At 70.1% G+C, this 16,242-nt stretch carries 12 protein-coding genes and 1 riboswitch; of the genes, 7 read left to right on the top strand and 5 right to left on the bottom strand.

Translation table 11 applies throughout. From position 1 onward, the window contains the following. Window positions 1-25 precede the first annotated feature (25 nt). Window positions 26-559, bottom strand: coding sequence for a porin family protein (locus WG923_RS25605; RefSeq protein ID WP_340353850.1), 534 nt, complete (start codon window positions 557-559; stop codon window positions 26-28). 195 nt (window positions 560-754) lie between these two features. Here WG923_RS25605 and WG923_RS25600 point away from each other — a divergent pair, with 195 nt between their 5' ends. The 3 genes from WG923_RS25600 to WG923_RS25590 all read left to right on the top strand — a co-directional run bounded on the left by WG923_RS25600 (window position 755) and on the right by WG923_RS25590 (window position 3,233). Continuing rightward, window positions 755-1,297 (top strand): hypothetical protein, encoded by a 543-nt coding sequence (locus tag WG923_RS25600; RefSeq protein WP_340353849.1) that lies wholly within the window; start codon window positions 755-757, stop codon window positions 1,295-1,297. Window positions 1,298-1,386: 89 nt separating this feature from the next. After that, window positions 1,387-2,352 carry a tripartite tricarboxylate transporter substrate binding protein gene (locus tag WG923_RS25595; RefSeq protein WP_340353848.1) on the top strand — a complete coding sequence of 322 codons (966 nt, stop codon included), beginning with the start codon at window positions 1,387-1,389 and terminating at the stop codon, window positions 2,350-2,352. Between the two features lie 110 nt (window positions 2,353-2,462). After that, window positions 2,463-3,233: a gamma-glutamyl-gamma-aminobutyrate hydrolase family protein gene (locus tag WG923_RS25590; protein WP_340353847.1), complete on the top strand. Its 771-nt coding sequence runs from the start codon at window positions 2,463-2,465 to the stop codon at window positions 3,231-3,233. Between the two features lie 175 nt (window positions 3,234-3,408). Here WG923_RS25590 and WG923_RS25585 read toward each other — a convergent pair whose 3' ends face one another. The 3 genes from WG923_RS25585 to WG923_RS25575 form a co-directional block, all read right to left on the bottom strand. Beyond that, on the bottom strand, window positions 3,409-4,206 hold the full coding sequence (locus WG923_RS25585; RefSeq protein ID WP_340353846.1) for an HAD family hydrolase: 798 nt from the start codon (window positions 4,204-4,206) through the stop codon (window positions 3,409-3,411). Window positions 4,207-4,220: 14 nt separating this feature from the next. Next, window positions 4,221-5,480, bottom strand: coding sequence for a S41 family peptidase (locus WG923_RS25580; protein WP_340353845.1), 1,260 nt, complete (start codon window positions 5,478-5,480; stop codon window positions 4,221-4,223). 67 nt (window positions 5,481-5,547) lie between these two features. Then, window positions 5,548-7,188: a peptide chain release factor 3 gene (locus WG923_RS25575; RefSeq protein WP_340353844.1), complete on the bottom strand. Its 1,641-nt coding sequence runs from the start codon at window positions 7,186-7,188 to the stop codon at window positions 5,548-5,550. A gap of 89 nt (window positions 7,189-7,277) precedes the next feature. On the opposite strand from WG923_RS25575, the gene ligD reads away from it, so the two are divergent. The 3 genes from ligD to WG923_RS25560 all read left to right on the top strand — a co-directional run bounded on the left by ligD (window position 7,278) and on the right by WG923_RS25560 (window position 13,357). After that, the gene (gene ligD, locus WG923_RS25570; RefSeq protein WP_340353843.1) at window positions 7,278-8,537 is read left to right on the top strand and encodes a non-homologous end-joining DNA ligase; all 1,260 of its coding nucleotides are present in this window, start codon (window positions 7,278-7,280) and stop codon (window positions 8,535-8,537) included. Window positions 8,538-8,678: 141 nt separating this feature from the next. Then, the gene (locus tag WG923_RS25565) at window positions 8,679-12,494 is read left to right on the top strand and encodes a DUF7379 domain-containing protein (RefSeq protein ID WP_340353842.1); all 3,816 of its coding nucleotides are present in this window, start codon (window positions 8,679-8,681) and stop codon (window positions 12,492-12,494) included. Between the two features lie 23 nt (window positions 12,495-12,517). Continuing rightward, the gene (locus WG923_RS25560; RefSeq protein WP_340353841.1) at window positions 12,518-13,357 is read left to right on the top strand and encodes a M12 family metallopeptidase; all 840 of its coding nucleotides are present in this window, start codon (window positions 12,518-12,520) and stop codon (window positions 13,355-13,357) included. 37 nt (window positions 13,358-13,394) lie between these two features. Here the strand turns inward: WG923_RS25560 and WG923_RS25555 are convergent, their stop codons facing one another. Continuing rightward, window positions 13,395-14,471, bottom strand: a complete 1,077-nt coding sequence (locus WG923_RS25555; RefSeq protein ID WP_340353840.1) for an ATP-dependent DNA ligase — start codon at window positions 14,469-14,471, stop codon at window positions 13,395-13,397. A gap of 66 nt (window positions 14,472-14,537) precedes the next feature. After that, a riboswitch (S-adenosyl-L-homocysteine riboswitch) is annotated at window positions 14,538-14,608 on the top strand. A 66-nt stretch (window positions 14,609-14,674) separates the two neighbouring features. On the opposite strand from WG923_RS25555, the gene ahcY reads away from it, so the two are divergent. Then, on the top strand, window positions 14,675-16,111 hold the full coding sequence (gene ahcY, locus WG923_RS25550) for an adenosylhomocysteinase (protein WP_340353839.1): 1,437 nt from the start codon (window positions 14,675-14,677) through the stop codon (window positions 16,109-16,111). Window positions 16,112-16,242: the final 131 nt, after the last annotated feature.

Genomic DNA, 16,242 nt, shown 5'->3' with positions numbered 1-16,242 from the left:
CCTTGGTCCCTGGAGAACCCCTGGCTCAGAAGCGATAGCCGAAGCTGACGGTCCAGCCGCGGACCTTGGCCGTGTCCTTGTCCAGCAGCTGCATCCAGTCCGCGCCCACGTACATCTTCGGGTTGAAGTTGTAGTTCACGCCGACGCCGTAGGCGAAGTCGCTGTCGCTGCCGCTGGCGCTGAAGCCCGGCACGCTGAAGGTCGCCTTGGTGCGGGCCCAGCCGAGGCGGCCGAACACTTCGAAGTTGTTGAAGTCGTACTTGGGCTTCACGAAGATGCCGAAGGCGTGCTTCACCTTGGCGTCCACGCCCAGGTCGCTGTCGCTGCTGGTGCCGATGGCCAGCATGCCTTCCGCCGCGAAGTACGGGTGGAAGTTGTAGCCGATGATGCCGCGCAGGGCTTGCGGCGTGGCATCGAAACCGGTGGAGCTTTCCTTGACTTGCAGGAAGCTGTAGCCCAGTTCGCCATAGAGGGGCGAAGCATTGGAGCGGGCTTGTTGCGCCTGGGCGGTGCCCAGCATCAGGAGCGCGGCGGCGGCCGCGATGGCGATACGTTTCATTGGTACTTCCCTTGGATATCGATCCTTGTTGCACCCGGGTTTTCCCGGGCTTTGCGAGTGTCGAGGGCCCGCGTGCGCAGCGTCAACGACGGGTCGGTAAAGATGTCTCCTGTGCGCGACGTCGCGCGCAGGTGTCGTGCGATCGGTCAACAAGCAGCATCGTGGCTTAGGATGTGGCGACGCAGGAGGTGCGCCATGAAGGACCTGGTCCGCCCCTTTCTTCTTCCGGTGCTGGCTGCCGGGATGCTGTGCGCGTGCGGCGGCGGCATCAGCCTGAGCTTCGTCGACGACGGCGGCGGCGACGAATTCTTCGACGGCGCGTTCCGCAGCGGGCGGCCGGCATTCGCCACCGTCTCCGCCGCGACCGAGCCGCGCCTGAACGGCAGCTACAGCAGCAGCGACGCGCGCCTGTCGCACGTGTTCCGCTTCCGGGCGCGCGGCGATGCGCCCGAAACCTGCCGCTTCCAGTTCGAAGGGCTGCGGCAGCCCGAGTCGGGCGCCTTCATGAGCGGCGAGATCCAGTACCTGCCCGATTCGGACCAGCTGCGCGCCAGCTTCATCGTGATCGACGGGCGGGAGTTCCGCGTCGACGGCAACAACGGCGTGGCCCTGGACCGCGCCAGCAACTCGGTCGTCTACAACGGCGCCGTGCTCGCGTCGACGCAGGGCACGGGACAGGCGATCACGCTGGGCGGCAGCATCCCGATGCGCAACGAAAGCAGGCCTTCCGGCTGCTGACTGTCGCGCAAGTTACGGACGGGGCCACGCGAGTGGCGCAGACGCGTTCCAATACGCGTTGAACGCCAATCAACCCTTCAGGAGACAAGATGCGTCGTCGCCACCTCGTCCAGCTCGCGGCCGCGAGCCTCGCCGCGGCCAGCCTGGGCGCGCATGCCCAGGCAGCCTTTCCCGCCAGGCCGATCAAGCTGCTGATCGCGTTCCCCGCGGGCGGCCCCACCGACATCACCATGCGCCAGCTCGCCGAGAACGCGGGCAAGGTGCTGGGCCAGCCCGTCGTCATCGAGAACAAGCCGGGCGCCGGCGGCACGCTGCCCGCGCAGCAGCTGCAGAGCGCGGCGGCCGATGGCTACACCCTGGCGCAGATCCCGCTCGGCGTGTTCCGCCTGCCGTACACGACCAAGATCGCGTGGGACCCGGTCAAGGACATCAGCTACGTGATCAACGTGACCGGCTATGCCTTCGGGATCGTGGTGCCGGCCGACAGCCCGCTGAAGAACTGGAACGACTTCGTCGCGTATGCGAAGGCGAATCCGGGCAAGCTGAGCTACGGGTCGACCGGGACGCTCACCAGCCCGCACCTCACCACGGAGCTGGTCGCGCAGAAGCTGGGCATCCAGCTCAATCACATTCCCTACAAGGGCAGTTCGGAGCTGATGCAGGCGATCGGCGGCGGGCACATCATGGCCGCGGCCGATTCCACCGGCTTCGCGCCGCTGGTGCAGGCCGGCAAGCTGCGCGTGCTGAACACCTGGGGCGACAAGCGCCTGGACAAGTTCCCCGATGCGCCCACGCTCAAGGAGCTGGGCCTCGACATCGTGCAGAACTCGCCCTTCGGCATCGGCGCGCCGCGCGGCACGCCGCCCGAGGTGGTGAAGAAGCTGCACGAGGCCTTCAAGAAGGCGATGGAGGATCCCAGCTACGTGCAGGCGCTCGCGCGCTACGACATGCTGCCGATCTACATGGACTCGGCGCAGTACACGCGCTTCGCGCAGGACACCTTCGCGCGCGAGAAGCAGCTGATCGAGAAGCTGGGCCTCGCCAAGGGCCAGTAAGGCTCGTCCGCCCGCGTCGGCACCGTCCGACGCAGCTTGTCGGCGGCGCGGCGCGCCGCCCCTGCCGGGGCTTGGCACCATGGACGCGAGGCAAGGTCCTCCGTCCTGCCATGGCCACGCCCCGACACAAACCCCTGATCTGGCTGCCCGCCTGCCATCGCCACCTGGACCTGGACGATCCGGGCGGCTACAGCGTGCTGGCGGACCGCTACGCCCTGGCGGTCACGGCGCTGGGCCTGCAGCCGGTGCTGTTCCCGATGGCAGAGGCGGAGGACGTGCCGTTCCTGCTGCCGCTGGTCGACGGCGTGCTGCTGACCGGCTCTCCGTCCAACGTGGAGGCCACGCACTTCGGCGCGTCGGCACTTTCCACCGACCTGCTCGATCCCCGGCGCGACAAGCTCACGATGCGGCTGGTGCGCGAGTCGCTCGAGCGCGCGGTGCCGATTTTCGGCGTGTGCCGTGGCCTGCAGGAGATGAACGTGGCGCTGGGCGGCAGCCTGCACCAGACCCTGCACGCGCAGCCCGGGATGCTGGACCACCGCGAGCCCGAGGGCGAGCCGCTGGAGGTGCAGTTCGCCGAACGGCACGAGGTGCAGCTGGAGCCAGGCAGCCAGTTCGCCGAATGGGCGGGCGGCACGCGCGCCTGCGTCAATTCGCTGCACGGCCAGGGCATCAAGCGCTTGGGCGAGGGCCTGGTGGCCGAGGCCCGCGCGCCGGACGGACTGGTCGAAGGCGTGCGCGTGACCGGCGCGCGCACCTTCGCCTACGGCGTGCAGTGGCATCCCGAGTGGCAGCACGAACGGCATCCGTTCTACGAACGCACCCTGCGCGCCTTCGCCGCCGCGTGCCGCGAACACGTGCGGCGGCGGGGGGAAGACTGAAACCGGAACCGAACTGCCGGACGCAGAGGACGCAAAGGGTACGCAGAGGACGCAAAAGGACATCCCTCAAAGGAAGAAGTCATCCTTTTTCTCCTTTCCTTTTTTTTGGTTTTTTCTGCGTCCTCTGCGTACCCTTTGCGCCCTCTGCGTCCGGCAGTCCGGTTTTCTCGACGGCCTACCCCCCCACCCGCCCCTCCAGAAGCGCGCGCGCCACTTCCGCGAAGCCGGCGCCGCGTTCGCCCTCCGTCACGTACGCCGGCTTGTGCGCGAGTTCGTGCTCGAAGCGGCGGATGTTCGCCACGCCCACGCTGTGCGGGAAGTGCTCGAACATCAGCACGTCGTTGGTCGAATCGCCGACATAGACCCAGCGTTCCAGCTCCGCCTCGAGCTCGCGTCCGAGCAGCTCGCGCACCGCCCAGCGGGCGCCGGAGAGCTTGTGGTGGTCGCCGTACCAGCCGTTGACATGGATCGAGCTCACCGTGGCGTTCATGCCTTCCGCGCGCAGGATCGCCACCACCTGCGCGATGCGGTCCGGCGGCAGGTGCGTGAACTCGCTGTGGTCGATCGCGATGTCGGTCTCGCGCCCGCCGCTGTCGCGCGAGAGCGTCGCGCCGGGCACTTCGCGCAGGACGCGCTGCGCCACCTCCTGCATGCGCGCGAAGTTCGCGCGCCGCACGCCTTCGTCCTGCACGTACAGCTTGCGCAGCGCGCCGTCCGCGCCGCGCGTGAGGGCGACCGCTCCGTTCTCCGCCACGATGCCCGCCAGCGGCCAGGCGAGCGCGAAGGGCTCGCTCCAGCCGACCGGCCGGCCGGTGATGGCGATCACGTGCACCCCGTGCGCGGCGAGCGCGTGCAGGGCCTGCAACGCATCGGGCGTGATCGCGCCTTCGGTGGTGAGCGTGTCGTCAATGTCGGTGAGCAGCCCGAGCGTTGCGCGGCGCGCGGCCGCGGGCCACGCGCGCAGGGGCTGCATGGATGCGCGCGCCGTCAACGCTGCGAGGGCAGCAGCAGGCGGCCGGCCCAGGCAGGCCGCGTCGGCTGTTGGCGCGCAGTGACGATCGGGCTGGAACCCTGCTGCACGGTCAGGCCCGTCGCGGTGCCCGCCGGGCAGGCGCCGGTATCGATGAAGGTCAGGGCCCCCTTGAGCAGCGGATCCCTCTGCTCGTCCTCGGCCAGCACCGTCGGGTCGTCCTGCACCTGGCAGGTCGGGGCGATGCCGGTCGTGTAGTCGCCGAAGCCCTTCGCGTTGGTGCCCTGGAACTCGATCGGGAAGTAGGCGAGCCCGCAGTTGTTCTTCTGGCTGAAGCCGTAGGGCTTGCCGCAGGTCGTGCTGCCGATGCGGATCACCTGCACGTCGATGCCGCGCAGGCTGTTGATGATGGATTCGCTCGCCGAACACGTGTGGTCGGAGGTCAGGACGAACACGCGCGGCAGGTTCAGCTGCGGCAGTTGCGTGCCCAGCGGGTTCTGGTTGACGCCCGTGGCCGTGCGGTCCGCCACCTGCACCCGGCTCGAGAAGAGGAACGTGCTGTTGGTGGTGTCCTGCGGGCGCTTGTCGTTGTACTGCAGCCGCTCGAACACCTTGCCCTCCGCCGAAGGCCCGGTGATCATGGACGCGGCCGCCTGCGCGACATAGAGGAAGCCGCCGGTGTTGAAGCGCAGGTCCAGCACCAGGTCCGGCACGTTGGCCGCCTGGATCTGGCGGAAGGCGGTGATCAGGTCGTCCTGCGCGCCGAGTTCATGGTCGTTGAACTGGATGTAACCCGCCCGCCGGCCGCCGGGGCTGGTGACCACCTTGGTCACCGGCACGGCGTCGGTGTGGTTGGAAAGCACCCCGGGGTCGAGCGACAACGCTTCGGCGGAGGGGGAGGAGAGCAGCCGCACCTGCGATTGCGGCAGCACCGCGCTGAAGCGGTCCTTGGCCACGCCGTTGACGTCCGGCGTGCGCACGAGCAATGCGTTGAAGTAATCCGGGATGTTGCCGAAGCGCGCCGGGTCCACGTCGACGATTTCCTTGTACCAGAAGTACACCTCGTCCAGGTACGCGCGCGTGAACTTCTTCTGCGTCTCCAGGTCGCAGATGCCTTCGTACTGGAAGGAGGACCCGAGCGAGGTGGTCGGCCGGATGGCGGGCGGCGGGACCGCGGCGGCATCTCCGCCCCCGCCCCCGCCCCCGCAGGCGGCAAGCAGCAGCAGCGTGCCCGCGCACAGCGCGGCCAGCGAACGGGACAAGGGCGGCTTCTTCATGGTGTATCCGGAGCGCGTTCGGGTTTCCATTATTGCCACGGCGGCGCCGCCACGGCGCCCTTCGCGCTCAACCCGCCTTCTGTAAAGCGAGTCCGGCGTGCTCGCGCAACAGGTGGAAGTGGATCTTCGGGAAGCGTTCCTGCGCGAGCCGCACGTCGTACGGCGAGGTGCACAGGAAGGCGAGGGCGTCCGCCGCATCGAGTGCCAGGCGCTGCGGGTAAGCATCGGTAAATGCCTTGAGCTCGGCCGGCGTGTCCGCCGTGATCCAGCGAGCGCCCGTGTAGGGGCAGCCTTCCAGCCGCACGTCGCAGTCGTATTCGGTGCCCAGGCGGTGCTGCACCACCTCGAACTGCAGCTGGCCGACCGCGCCCAGCAGCATCGGGCCGCCGACGTGCGGCCGGAACACCTGGATCGCCCCTTCCTCGCCCAGCTGTGCCAGACCCTGCTGGAGCTGCTTGGTGCGCAGCGGGTTCTTCAGGATCACGACCTGGAACAGCTCCGGCGCGAAGAAGGGCAGGCCGGTGTACTGGAGGTTCACGGAACCGTCCGTGATCGTGTCGCCCAGCTGCACGCCGCCGTGGGTGGTGAAGCCGATGATGTCGCCGGCGTAGGCCTCGTCGACCGCCTCGCGGCGCTGCGACAGGAAGGTCACGACGGAGGTCGGGCGCAGTTCCTTGGCCGTCCGCTGCACCTTCAGCTTCATGCCGGGGGTGTACTTGCCGGAGGCCATGCGCACGAAGGCGATGCGGTCGCGGTGCGAGGGATCCATGTTGGCCTGCACCTTGAACACCACGCCGGAGAAGGCCGTGTCGTCGGGCTGCACGATGCGCTCCTGCGGCTGCCGGTTGACGACGGCGTTGCTGGTGCGCGGCTGCGGCGCGGGCGCCAGGTCCACCAGCGCGTCCAGCACTTCCATCACGCCGAAGTTGTTGACGGCGGAGCCGAAGAAGACCGGCGTCTGCTTGGCCGCGAGGAAGGCGGCGTGGTCCCACTCCGGCGAAGCGCCGGCGGCCAGCTCCATGCTCTCGGCGGCGTGCTCGTATTCGGCGCCGAAGCGGCGCTGGAGTTCGGCGGCGTCGGACAGCGGGACGGTGTCGAAGTCCTGCGGGCGGCGCTCGCTGCCCGACTCGAACACGGTCATGGCCTGGCGGCGCAGGTTCATGATGCCGCCGAAGGTCTTGCCCTTGCCCACCGGCCACGTCATCGGCACGCAGGGCATGCCCAGCTCGCGCTCCACCTCGTCGAGGATGTCGAGCGGCTCGCGCACCTCGCGGTCCATCTTGTTGACGAAGGTGATGATGGGCGTGTCGCGCTGGCGGCAGACCTCGATCAGGCGCTTGGTCTGCGCTTCCACGCCGTTGGCCGCGTCGATCACCATCAGGGCGGCATCCACGGCCGTCAGCACGCGGTAGGTGTCTTCCGAGAAATCCTTGTGACCGGGCGTGTCGAGCAGGTTGATCACGTGGTCGCGGTACAGCATCTGCATCACCGACGAGGCCACCGAGATGCCGCGCTGCTTCTCGATCTCCATCCAGTCGGAGGTGGCGTGGCGCGACGCCTTGCGGCCCTTCACCGCGCCGGCGATCTGGATCGCGCCGGAGAACAGCAGCAGCTTCTCCGTCAGCGTCGTCTTGCCGGCGTCGGGGTGCGAAATGATGGCGAAGGTGCGGCGGCGCCGGACTTCGGCGCTGAGGGGCGAGGCGGACAAGGAAAGGAACTCCGGGAAGGGCAACGGCGCGCGTGGCACACGGCCGTGTCTGACCCGCCATTTTCCCATGACCGTGTAACTTGCGTGGCATGGCCCAGGCAAAGGACGAGACGACACTGGAGATCGACGGCCGCGAGGTCGTGATCACCCACAGCGGCAAGCTGCTGATCCCCGAGGCAGGGATCACCAAGCTCGACCTCGTCGAGTACTACCTCGCCGTCGCCGAAGGAGCGCTGCGCGGCGCGGGCGGCCGGCCGTGCATGCTGGTGCGCTACCCCAACGGCATCCACGACGAATTCTTCTTCCAGAAGCGCGCGCCGTCGAAGCGGCCGGACTGGCTGGAGGTGGCCGGGATCCGCTTCCCCTCCGGCCGCAGCGCCGAGGAGGTCGTGCCGCGCCATCCGGCGGACCTGGCCTGGATGGCCAACCTGGCCTGCCTGGAACTGCATCCGCATCCCGTGCGCGCCGAGGACCTGGACCACCCCGATGAGCTTCGCGTGGACCTCGACCCGGTGCCCGGCGTGGAGTGGCCGCAGATCCAGGAAGTCGCGCGCGTGGTGCATGCGGTGCTGACGGACCTGGGCCTGAAGGGCTGGCCCAAGACCTCGGGCTCGCGCGGCATCCACGTGCTGGTGCGCATCGAACCGAAGTGGAGCTTCGACGAGGTGCGCCGCGCCGCGCTGGCGCTGGCGCGCGAGGTCGAAAAGCGCGCGCCCGGCCTCGCCACGAGCAAGTGGTGGAAGGAGGAGCGGCGGGGCGTGTTCGTCGACTACAACCAGAACGCGAAGGACCGCACCGTGACGTCCGCGTATTCGGTGCGGCCGAAGCCGGATGGGCGCGTGTCGGCGCCGGTGAGCTGGAAGGAGCTGGACGAGTGCGATCCGGCCGACTTCACTCTGCGCACGATGCCGAAACGGTTCCAGGAGATCGGCGACCCGCATGCGGAGATCGACCGGTGGCGCTGTTCGCTCGAGTCGCTGCTGGAGCTGTCACGGCGGCAGGAGGCCGAGGGGCACGGCGACGCGCCGTGGCCGCCGCATTACCGCAAGGCCAGCGGCGAGCCCAGGCGCGCGCCGCCTTCGAAGAAGCCGCTGATCGAAGTCGCGCGGGCGGATCGCGAAGCGGAGGCGGTCGCGGCGGCGCAGGCGTGGAAGGCGAAGCACCCCAAGGTGGCGCAGCACCTCGAACCGGCGGACGTGCTGGTGGACCGCATGCGCGGAAGTTCCTCGCTGTGGTACCGGGTGCGGATCAACCTGGAGCATGTGCCGGCGCGGCTGCGTCCCACCGAGCCGTCCGATGCACCGCGTGGTCGGGCGAAGCCGCGCAAGGACGCGAAGCCGAAGGCCTGAGCCGCCCCTCCCTCCGATGAAGGAGCCGGTGCGCAGGCGGGCATTCGGCCTGTTCCCTTCCCCGCAGGCGCTGCCTAGAATGGCCCTGGGGGCGCGCCAACAAGCAACCGTCGAACGATGCGCGCCCGGGAGGGATCGCACATGGCGATGCAGAGGCGCGCTTCCGGTGTGTGGGTCGATGCGCGCGCGGGGCTCGTGCCCCAGCCCCGGCCCGTCAACCTCCGCCTGGCACGGCGCGGCGGTTTCGCACCGCCCGCCCCCGCGGGCGCACGACGGCGCGGCGCGGCCCCGCCCGTCGCGCCGATGACCGAGGAGGAAGCGGTCGTCAATGCGATGGAGGGGCAGGATCTCGAGCTGGTCGAGGCGATCCCGTTCCAGCCTCCGGCCGCCCCGGCACGACGCGGCGCCAGGGCAGCGGCGGCGCCCGCCGCAGCGGCGCCCACGGCCGTGGACCTGGCGGTGCCGGTGGGCCCCGACGAGCGGGCCGTGATCCTGGTCGACCATGACGGCTGCTACGAATGGAAGCTGCCGCAGGAACTCGCGGCCCCCGCGCCCGCGGAGGCCGCGCCGCCGGCGAAGCGCGGGGTGCGACGCGGCGCGCCGCCCGCCGTGGCCGCCGCCCCGCAGCACACCGACGTCTTCCACATCGAACTGCCGCCGGCACCGCCCGCACCCGCCGCGGCGGCCATGCGCAGGCGCGCCACCGCGCGCGGCGGCCTCGCGACCAAGCTGGGGCTCGGCAAGGCCGTGTTCTACGTGTTCCGCTTCATCGCCCGCCCGGTGGTGCACGCGCTGGTGGAGTTCCTCGAGAAGGACGTGAGCAAGGGCCTGGTCCACATCCGTGACGCGGACCCGCTGAAATGGACGCCACTGGCGGACACCGAGTCCCCGCCGGTGCCGGCCGGCCGCCCCGCCCGGGTGCTGCTGATGGTGCACGGCACCTTCAGTTCCACCATGGGCAGCTACGGCGACCTCGCCACGCATCCCGCCGGCCGCGACTTCCTGGCCGCGGCGCTGGAGCACTACGACCTCATCCTCGGCTGGGACCATCCCACGCTGAGCGTGCTGCCCACGCAGAACGCCATCGCCTTCGCCACCCGGCTGGAGCGCATGGGATTCGCCGAGCCGCCGATCGTGGATGCGGTCAGCTACTCGCGCGGCGCCCTGGTGCTGCGCAGCCTGGTGGAGCAGGTGCTGCCTTCGTCGCGGCTGAAACTGCAGTTGCGGCGCGCGGTCTTCGTCGGCGCCACCAACGGCGGCACCGAGCTCGCCAACCCGGACAACTGGCACCGCCTCGCGGACCGCTATACCAACCTGGCAGCGGCGGGGGCGCGCGCCGCGGGCCTGCTGCTGCCGGCCGCCGCGGCGCCGGCCCGCATCCTCGCCGCGGCCATCCAGGGCATCGGCGTGCTGGTGAAGGCGCTCGCGACCGGTGCCGTCACGGACCAGCAGGCGCCCGGGCTGGCGGCGATGGAGCCCGCCGGCGAATTCATCCGCGACATCAACGGCGACCAGCCCGGCCAGCCCCGGCCCGAGCAGACCTACTACTGCGCCATCACCAGCGACTTCGATCCCGACCTGGCGCAGCAGCAGGCCAACCCCGAGGTGATGCCGCCGGGGCTGCTGATGCGGCTGGCGGACAAGGCGGCCGATGCGCTGTTCGGGCAGCCGAACGACCTGGTCGTGCACATCGCCTCGATGACGCAGATCGACGAGAAGGTCGGCAAGTACATCCGAGAGCGCTTCGATTTCGGCAAGACCGGCGTGGTGCATCACTGCGCCTATTTCTCCCAGCCGCAGACGGCGCAGCGGCTGCTGCAGTGGCTGCAGCTCGGTGCCCTGGCCGCGGAGCCGGCACCGGTGGTGCGCGCCGGCGTGTCCGCGCAGCCGCCGGCCCCCGTGGTGCGGCTGCGCAGCACGCAGGCGGTGAAGGAGGCGCTGCAGCAGGTCAAGTCCGCCGGCAAGCCGTGGATCGTCATCGAGCGCCGGGACGAGGAGCACGGCCGGCCGGTCACGCTGCGCTATGCGCATCCGGCGCCCCTGGGCGAGGCCTGGCTCAAGGGCATGGCGAAGGTGCGCGGCGCCACGGTGCACGATGCCTTCGACCTGCACGAGAGCGGCCAGTCGCGGATGGCGCAGGCCGGCGCCGGGGGCGGAGCCGGGGGAGGCGAGCTGCGGCTGGACGAACTCGCCACCACGCGCGGCAGCGCCCAGCGCACCATCGAGCTGCGGGACGGCGAGCCGGTGAACGTGATCTCGCCGGAGGAGGTGCAGGTGCAGATGGCGCCCGCGCCGGCGCCGGCCGCGCGCCGGCGGGCCGCCCCGGCCAAGGCCGCGGCCAAGAAGGCGGCCAAGAAGGCGGCGCGCGTCGGTGGCGCTGCGGCGGCGCAGCCGGCCACCGCCACCGGCCAGAGGGCGAAGCCGCCGGCCGCGGCCGCTGCCGTCGAATGCCACTTCCGCGCCGAGACCGACGACGAATACGTGCTGGGCCAGGTCCACACGGTGGACGTGACGATCGCGCGCGAACTGCTGCAGGCCACCGGCCGGCGCGCCGCCAGCAAGGTCGACCGCGCCAGGGTGAGCAAGGCGCGGCCGCTCATCGTGGAGTGCATCCCCGCGCTGCGCGTCTCGCTGGTCCATCCCGAGGACGCCCGCGTGGAGGTCGCGGTGCCGGAGCCCGGCACGCCGCTGGACCTGCGCTTCGACGTCCAGGGCAACGAGGCGGGCAGCGCGCAGGTGCGCGTGCAGGTCCGGCAGGGGCCGATCCCCCTGGTCACCCTGGTGCTGGACCTGCAGGTGGTGCAGGAGCGCAGCGGCACGCGCCGCAGCGCCACCGCATCGGCGGGACTGGCCGCCTTCCCGCGCAAGTTCCCGCAGCAGCCCGACGAACTGCGCATCCACCAGGTGCAGCCGCTCGGCGCCAAGACGCAATACCAGTACGAGCTCGAGCTGCGCGAGCTGGGCGTGCGCATGCCCTTCGAGTCGCCGCTGCTGGACGGCGACCCGGCCGCCACCATCGCCGGGATCCACAAGGACATCGAGGACCGCTGGGCGCAGAGCCAGGGCCAGAAGGAAGCGTTCGCACGCGACCTGCTCGCCATCGGCGCCAGGCTGTTCGACGCGCTGTTCCCGCGCGAGCTGCAGGACCAGCTGTGGGAGCACCGCGACACCATCGGCAGCGTGCAGGTGATCTCCAGCGAGCCCTTCATCCCCTGGGAGCTGGTCAACCTGCGCGATCCGCGCACGCAGCGGCCGGGCCGCGATTCGGTGTTCCTCGGCGAGCTCGGCGTCGTGCGCTGGCTGATCGACGGCTACGCGCCGGACCAGGTCAGGATCCGCAAGGGCAAGGTGCGCTACCTGGTGCCGGAGTACCAGGGCGACGATGCGCTCGCCGGCGCGCAGGACGAGATCGCCGTCATGCGCAAGCGCGGCGGGGTCGAGGTGCCGGCGCAGGCCGAGGAGGTCTACAAGCTGCTGGAGACACCCGGCTCCTTCGATCTTCTCCACGTCGCCTGCCACGGCGCCACCGACGCGGACCACGTCGGCAACGCGCAGCTCGTGCTGCCGCCGCCCACGGACGGCTCGGGCAGCCAGAACGCCGTGCTGGCGGAGACCGTCCGCTACACGGCCAACCTGCAGTCGGACGGCGACCGGCCGATGGTCGTCCTCAACGCCTGCCAGAGCGCCCGCGCCGGCTATGCGCTCAAGGGCCTGGGCGGCTTCGCCGCGGCGTTCATCCACGCCGGCGTGGGCGTGTTCGTCGGCTCGAGCTGGTCGATCGGCGACCAGCCGGCCTACGGGTTCGCGCGGGAGCTGTACGCGCAGTTCATCGACCAGGGCGCGGAGCTGGCCGCCGCCTCGGCCGCGGCACGGCGCAAGGCGCGCGAGGACGGCGACGCGACCTGGCTCGCCTACGCCGTGTACGGCCATCCCCGCGCCGTCGCGAAGAAGACCTGATTCCCACCCCAAGGAGGAACGACATGGCGAAGAAAGCGAAGACACCCGCGGCGCCCGAGGAGGGCACGCCGCTGCAGGAGGTCGTGCGCCGGCCGCGCATCTGCTTCGAACGCATCATCCCCGACGAGCAGGACCCGGAGCGCCACGTGCGCCGGGCGCTGCGCGGCGAGATGCTCGCCGCCGTGGCGCAGGGCGCACGCAAGCTCGATGCGGAGCAGGTCGCGCACGTCACCCGCATGGCGCTGGTGGCGTCCAAGCGATGGGGCAAGGGCGCCGTGGTGCGCTGCCGCTTCCTGGACGGCACGCCGAAGATGCAGAAGAAGGTGCGCACGCTGTGCAAGGAGTGGGAGCGGCACGCCAACGTCACGATCAAGTTCGTGAACAAGGCGCCGTCGGAGGTCCGCATCTCCTTCTACGCCGACGAGGGCTCGTGGTCGGCGGTGGGACGCGACGCGCTCAACGCCTCCTACTTCCCCCTGCACCAGCCGACGATGAACTTCGGCTGGGTGCGCGACAACTCCGACCCGGAGGAGGACCGCGCGGTGGTCCTGCACGAGTTCGGGCACGCGCTCGGGTGCATCCACGAGCACCAGGGCCCGGAGTTCGGCCGCAAGTGGAACCGCGAGGAGGTGATGAAGTACTTCCGGGGCCCGCCCAATTTCTGGGACGACGACGCGATCGTGAGCAATGTCCTGGACAAGTACCCGCCCAAGGGCATCCTGACCACCAAGTACGACCCGAAGTCCATCATGCTCTACTCCTTCGACGGCAAGCTGTTCTCCGACGGCCTCGGTCCGACCAACGAGAACACGCTGCTGTCGCAGCTCGATCGCAAGATGATCAAGGAGATGTACCCGGCGTGAGGGGCCGCGGCGTCGCCGCCCGGGCGACGCCCGCGCGTCAGGCCCCGAACACCTTCGCCAGCTCGAACGGCGTCGTCACCTCCAGCTGGTCGTAGCGGCACTCCTGCGCCGGCTTGTCCGGCCGCCAGCGCAGGAACACCGCAGCATGCCGGAAGCGATTGCCCTGCAGGTGGTCGTACTTCACCTCGCACACGCGCTCGGGCCGCAGCGGCTCCCAGCTCAGGTCCTTGCCGCCGCTCCAGCGGCTCTGCGCGCCGGGCATGCGCTGCGTATCGCCCACCGCCGCGCCGGCCCATTCGCGCCACGGGTGGTCCTTGATCGCGTCGCGGCGCAAGGGCTCCAGCTCCTGCGCCAGTTCCTGCCGCATCGCCATCGTGAACGAGGACGTCACGCCCACGTGCTGCAGCGTGCCGCTGTCGTCGTACAGCCCCAGCAGCAGCGAACCCACGGCGTCCTCGCGGTCCTTGTACCAGCGGAAGCCCGCCACCACGCAGTCCGCGCTGCGCACGTGCTTGATCTTGAGCATCGCGCGCTTGCCCGGCTGGTAGGCCGCGGATTCCAGCTTGGCGATCACCCCGTCGAGGCCGGCGCCCTCGAACTTCTCCAGCCACTCCTCGGCCTGCGCGCGGTCGCGGGTGACGGGCGTCAGGTGCAGCGGCGGCCTGGCCTTGCCCAGCAGGCGCTCCAGGCGCTCGCGCCGCTCCGACTGCGGCAGTTCCATCGTCGACTTGCCGCCCGCGGCCAGCAGGTCGAAGGCCACGAAGCTGGAGGGCGTGTCCTTCGCCAGCCTGGCCACGCGCGAGGCCGCCGGATGCAGGCGCATCTGCAGGGCATCGAAGTCGAGCCCGCCGCGGCTGGCCACGACGATCTCCCCATCCAGCACGCAGCCCTTGGGCAGGGCCTCGTGCAGCGCCTTCTCCAGTTCGGGGAAGTAGCGGTTCAGCGGCCGCAGGTCGCGGCTCTGCAGGTAGGTCTGCTCGGCGCCGCGGAAGACGAGCGCGCGGAAGCCGTCCCACTTGGGCTCGAACAGGAAGCCGGGCTCGGCGGGCAGCGCATCGGCGATCTTGGCCAGCATCGGCTCGATGGGCGGGGAAGGGAGTCCGGGGGTGGCCATGTGCACTTTTTAACCCCTAAGGGGGCTCGTGTGGGGCATTCGGGCGGTTTCCGATAAAATCCCGGCCAACCCGAGGAGCGTTGCAGCGTCCGCCATGGACGCGAGGCTCGGATTCCATGCAACGACGCTCACCCACCTTTCCGTGCGGTGAGCAGATCCACGCGCCGGTTGGTGGGCTCTCCACCTCTCGTTCCGGAGCACCCATGAACGCCGTTCTCAAGACCGCCGCGCCCGCCGACAGCGCGATCACCGACATCTCGCTGGCCGACTGGGGCCGCAAGGAAATCCGCATCGCCGAGACCGAGATGCCCGGCCTGATGGCGATCCGCCAGGAATTCGCCCAGGCCCAGCCCCTGAAGGGCGCCCGCATCACCGGCTCGCTGCACATGACGATCCAGACCGCCGTCCTGATCGAGACGCTGCAGGCGCTGGGCGCGCAGGTCCGCTGGGCCTCGTGCAACATCTTCTCCACCCAGGACCACGCCGCCGCCGCCATCGCCGCCGGCGGCACGCCGGTGTTCGCCAAGAAGGGCGAATCGCTGGAGGAGTACTGGGACTACACGCACCGCATCTTCGACTTCGGCGCCAAGGGCAGCGAGGGTGAAGGCCCCAACATGATCCTGGACGACGGCGGCGACGCCACGCTGCTGATGCACCTGGGCCAGCGCTGCGAGAAGGACCTGTCGCTGATCGACACGCACTCCTCCGAGGAAGAGCGCATCCTGCACGCGTCCATCCGCAAGAAGCTGGCCGAAGACCCGACCTGGTACAGCCGCAAGTCCGCCCAGATCATCGGCGTGACGGAGGAGACCACGACCGGCGTGCACCGCCTGCAGGACATGGCCAACAACGGCAAGCTGAAGTTCCGCGCGATCAACGTCAACGACTCGGTCACCAAGAGCAAGTTCGACAACCTGTACGGCTGCCGCGAATCGCTGGTGGACGGCATCAAGCGCGCCACCGACGTGATGATCGCCGGCAAGGTCGCCCTGGTCGCCGGCTACGGCGACGTGGGCAAGGGCTCGGCCCAGGCCCTGCGCGCGCTGTCGGCGCAGGTGTGGGTGACCGAGATCGACCCGATCAACGCGCTGCAGGCCGCCATGGAAGGCTACCGCGTGGTGACGCTGGACTACGCCGCCGACAAGGCCGACATCTTCGTGACCTGCACCGGCAACCGCGACGTCATCACCTACGCCCACATGGCGAAGATGAAGGACCAGGCGATCGTCTGCAACATCGGCCACTTCGACAACGAGATCGACGTCGCGTCGCTCGAGAAGAAGTGCCAGTGGGACGAGATCAAGCCGCAGGTCGACCACGTGATCTTCCCGGACGGCAAGCGCATCATCCTGCTGGCCAAGGGCCGCCTGGTGAACCTGGGCTGCGGCACCGGCCACCCGAGCTACGTGATGTCCTCCTCCTTCGCCAACCAGACGCTGGCGCAGATCGAGCTGTTCACCAAGTCCTCGCAGTACGAGGTGGGCAAGGTGTACGTGCTGCCCAAGCACCTGGACGAGAAGGTGGCGCGCCTGCAGCTGTCGAAGCTGGGCGCGCAGCTGACCGAGCTGACCGATGCGCAGGCCGCGTACATCGGGGTGAGCAAGAGCGGGCCGTACAAGCCCGACACGTACCGCTACTGATCTCTTCCTCCCTCCCCCTCCGGGGGAGGGTCGGGGTGGGGGCGCTCCGTCGCCGGAAAGGGGGGGGCCCCCCCACCCCCCCCCCCCCCCCGCGGGGGGGGGGGGCGCGAACCCCCCCCCCCGCCCCCCCC

Origin of the sequence: Ramlibacter sp. AN1133, assembly GCF_037890035.1 — a bacterium.
Taxonomy (GTDB): domain Bacteria; phylum Pseudomonadota; class Gammaproteobacteria; order Burkholderiales; family Burkholderiaceae_C; genus Ramlibacter.
The sequence above is the reverse complement of the archived record's forward strand: the minus strand, read 5'-3'. Positions and strand labels throughout refer to the sequence as shown.

Excerpts from the sequence above, each read along its gene's own strand:
- WG923_RS25605 (WP_340353850.1), bottom strand. The coding sequence starts at position 559 with ATGAAACGTATCGCCATCGCGGCCGCCGCCGCGCTCCTGATGCTGGGC.
- WG923_RS25600 (WP_340353849.1), top strand. The coding sequence starts at position 755 with ATGAAGGACCTGGTCCGCCCCTTTCTTCTTCCGGTGCTGGCTGCCGGG.
- WG923_RS25595 (WP_340353848.1), top strand. The coding sequence starts at position 1,387 with ATGCGTCGTCGCCACCTCGTCCAGCTCGCGGCCGCGAGCCTCGCCGCG.
- WG923_RS25590 (WP_340353847.1), top strand. The coding sequence starts at position 2,463 with ATGGCCACGCCCCGACACAAACCCCTGATCTGGCTGCCCGCCTGCCAT.
- WG923_RS25585 (WP_340353846.1), bottom strand. The coding sequence starts at position 4,206 with ATGCAGCCCCTGCGCGCGTGGCCCGCGGCCGCGCGCCGCGCAACGCTC.
- WG923_RS25580 (WP_340353845.1), bottom strand. The coding sequence starts at position 5,480 with ATGAAGAAGCCGCCCTTGTCCCGTTCGCTGGCCGCGCTGTGCGCGGGC.
- ligD (WP_340353843.1), top strand. The coding sequence starts at position 7,278 with ATGGCCCAGGCAAAGGACGAGACGACACTGGAGATCGACGGCCGCGAG.
- WG923_RS25565 (WP_340353842.1), top strand. The coding sequence starts at position 8,679 with ATGGCGATGCAGAGGCGCGCTTCCGGTGTGTGGGTCGATGCGCGCGCG.
- WG923_RS25560 (WP_340353841.1), top strand. The coding sequence starts at position 12,518 with ATGGCGAAGAAAGCGAAGACACCCGCGGCGCCCGAGGAGGGCACGCCG.
- WG923_RS25555 (WP_340353840.1), bottom strand. The coding sequence starts at position 14,471 with ATGGCCACCCCCGGACTCCCTTCCCCGCCCATCGAGCCGATGCTGGCC.
- ahcY (WP_340353839.1), top strand. The coding sequence starts at position 14,675 with ATGAACGCCGTTCTCAAGACCGCCGCGCCCGCCGACAGCGCGATCACC.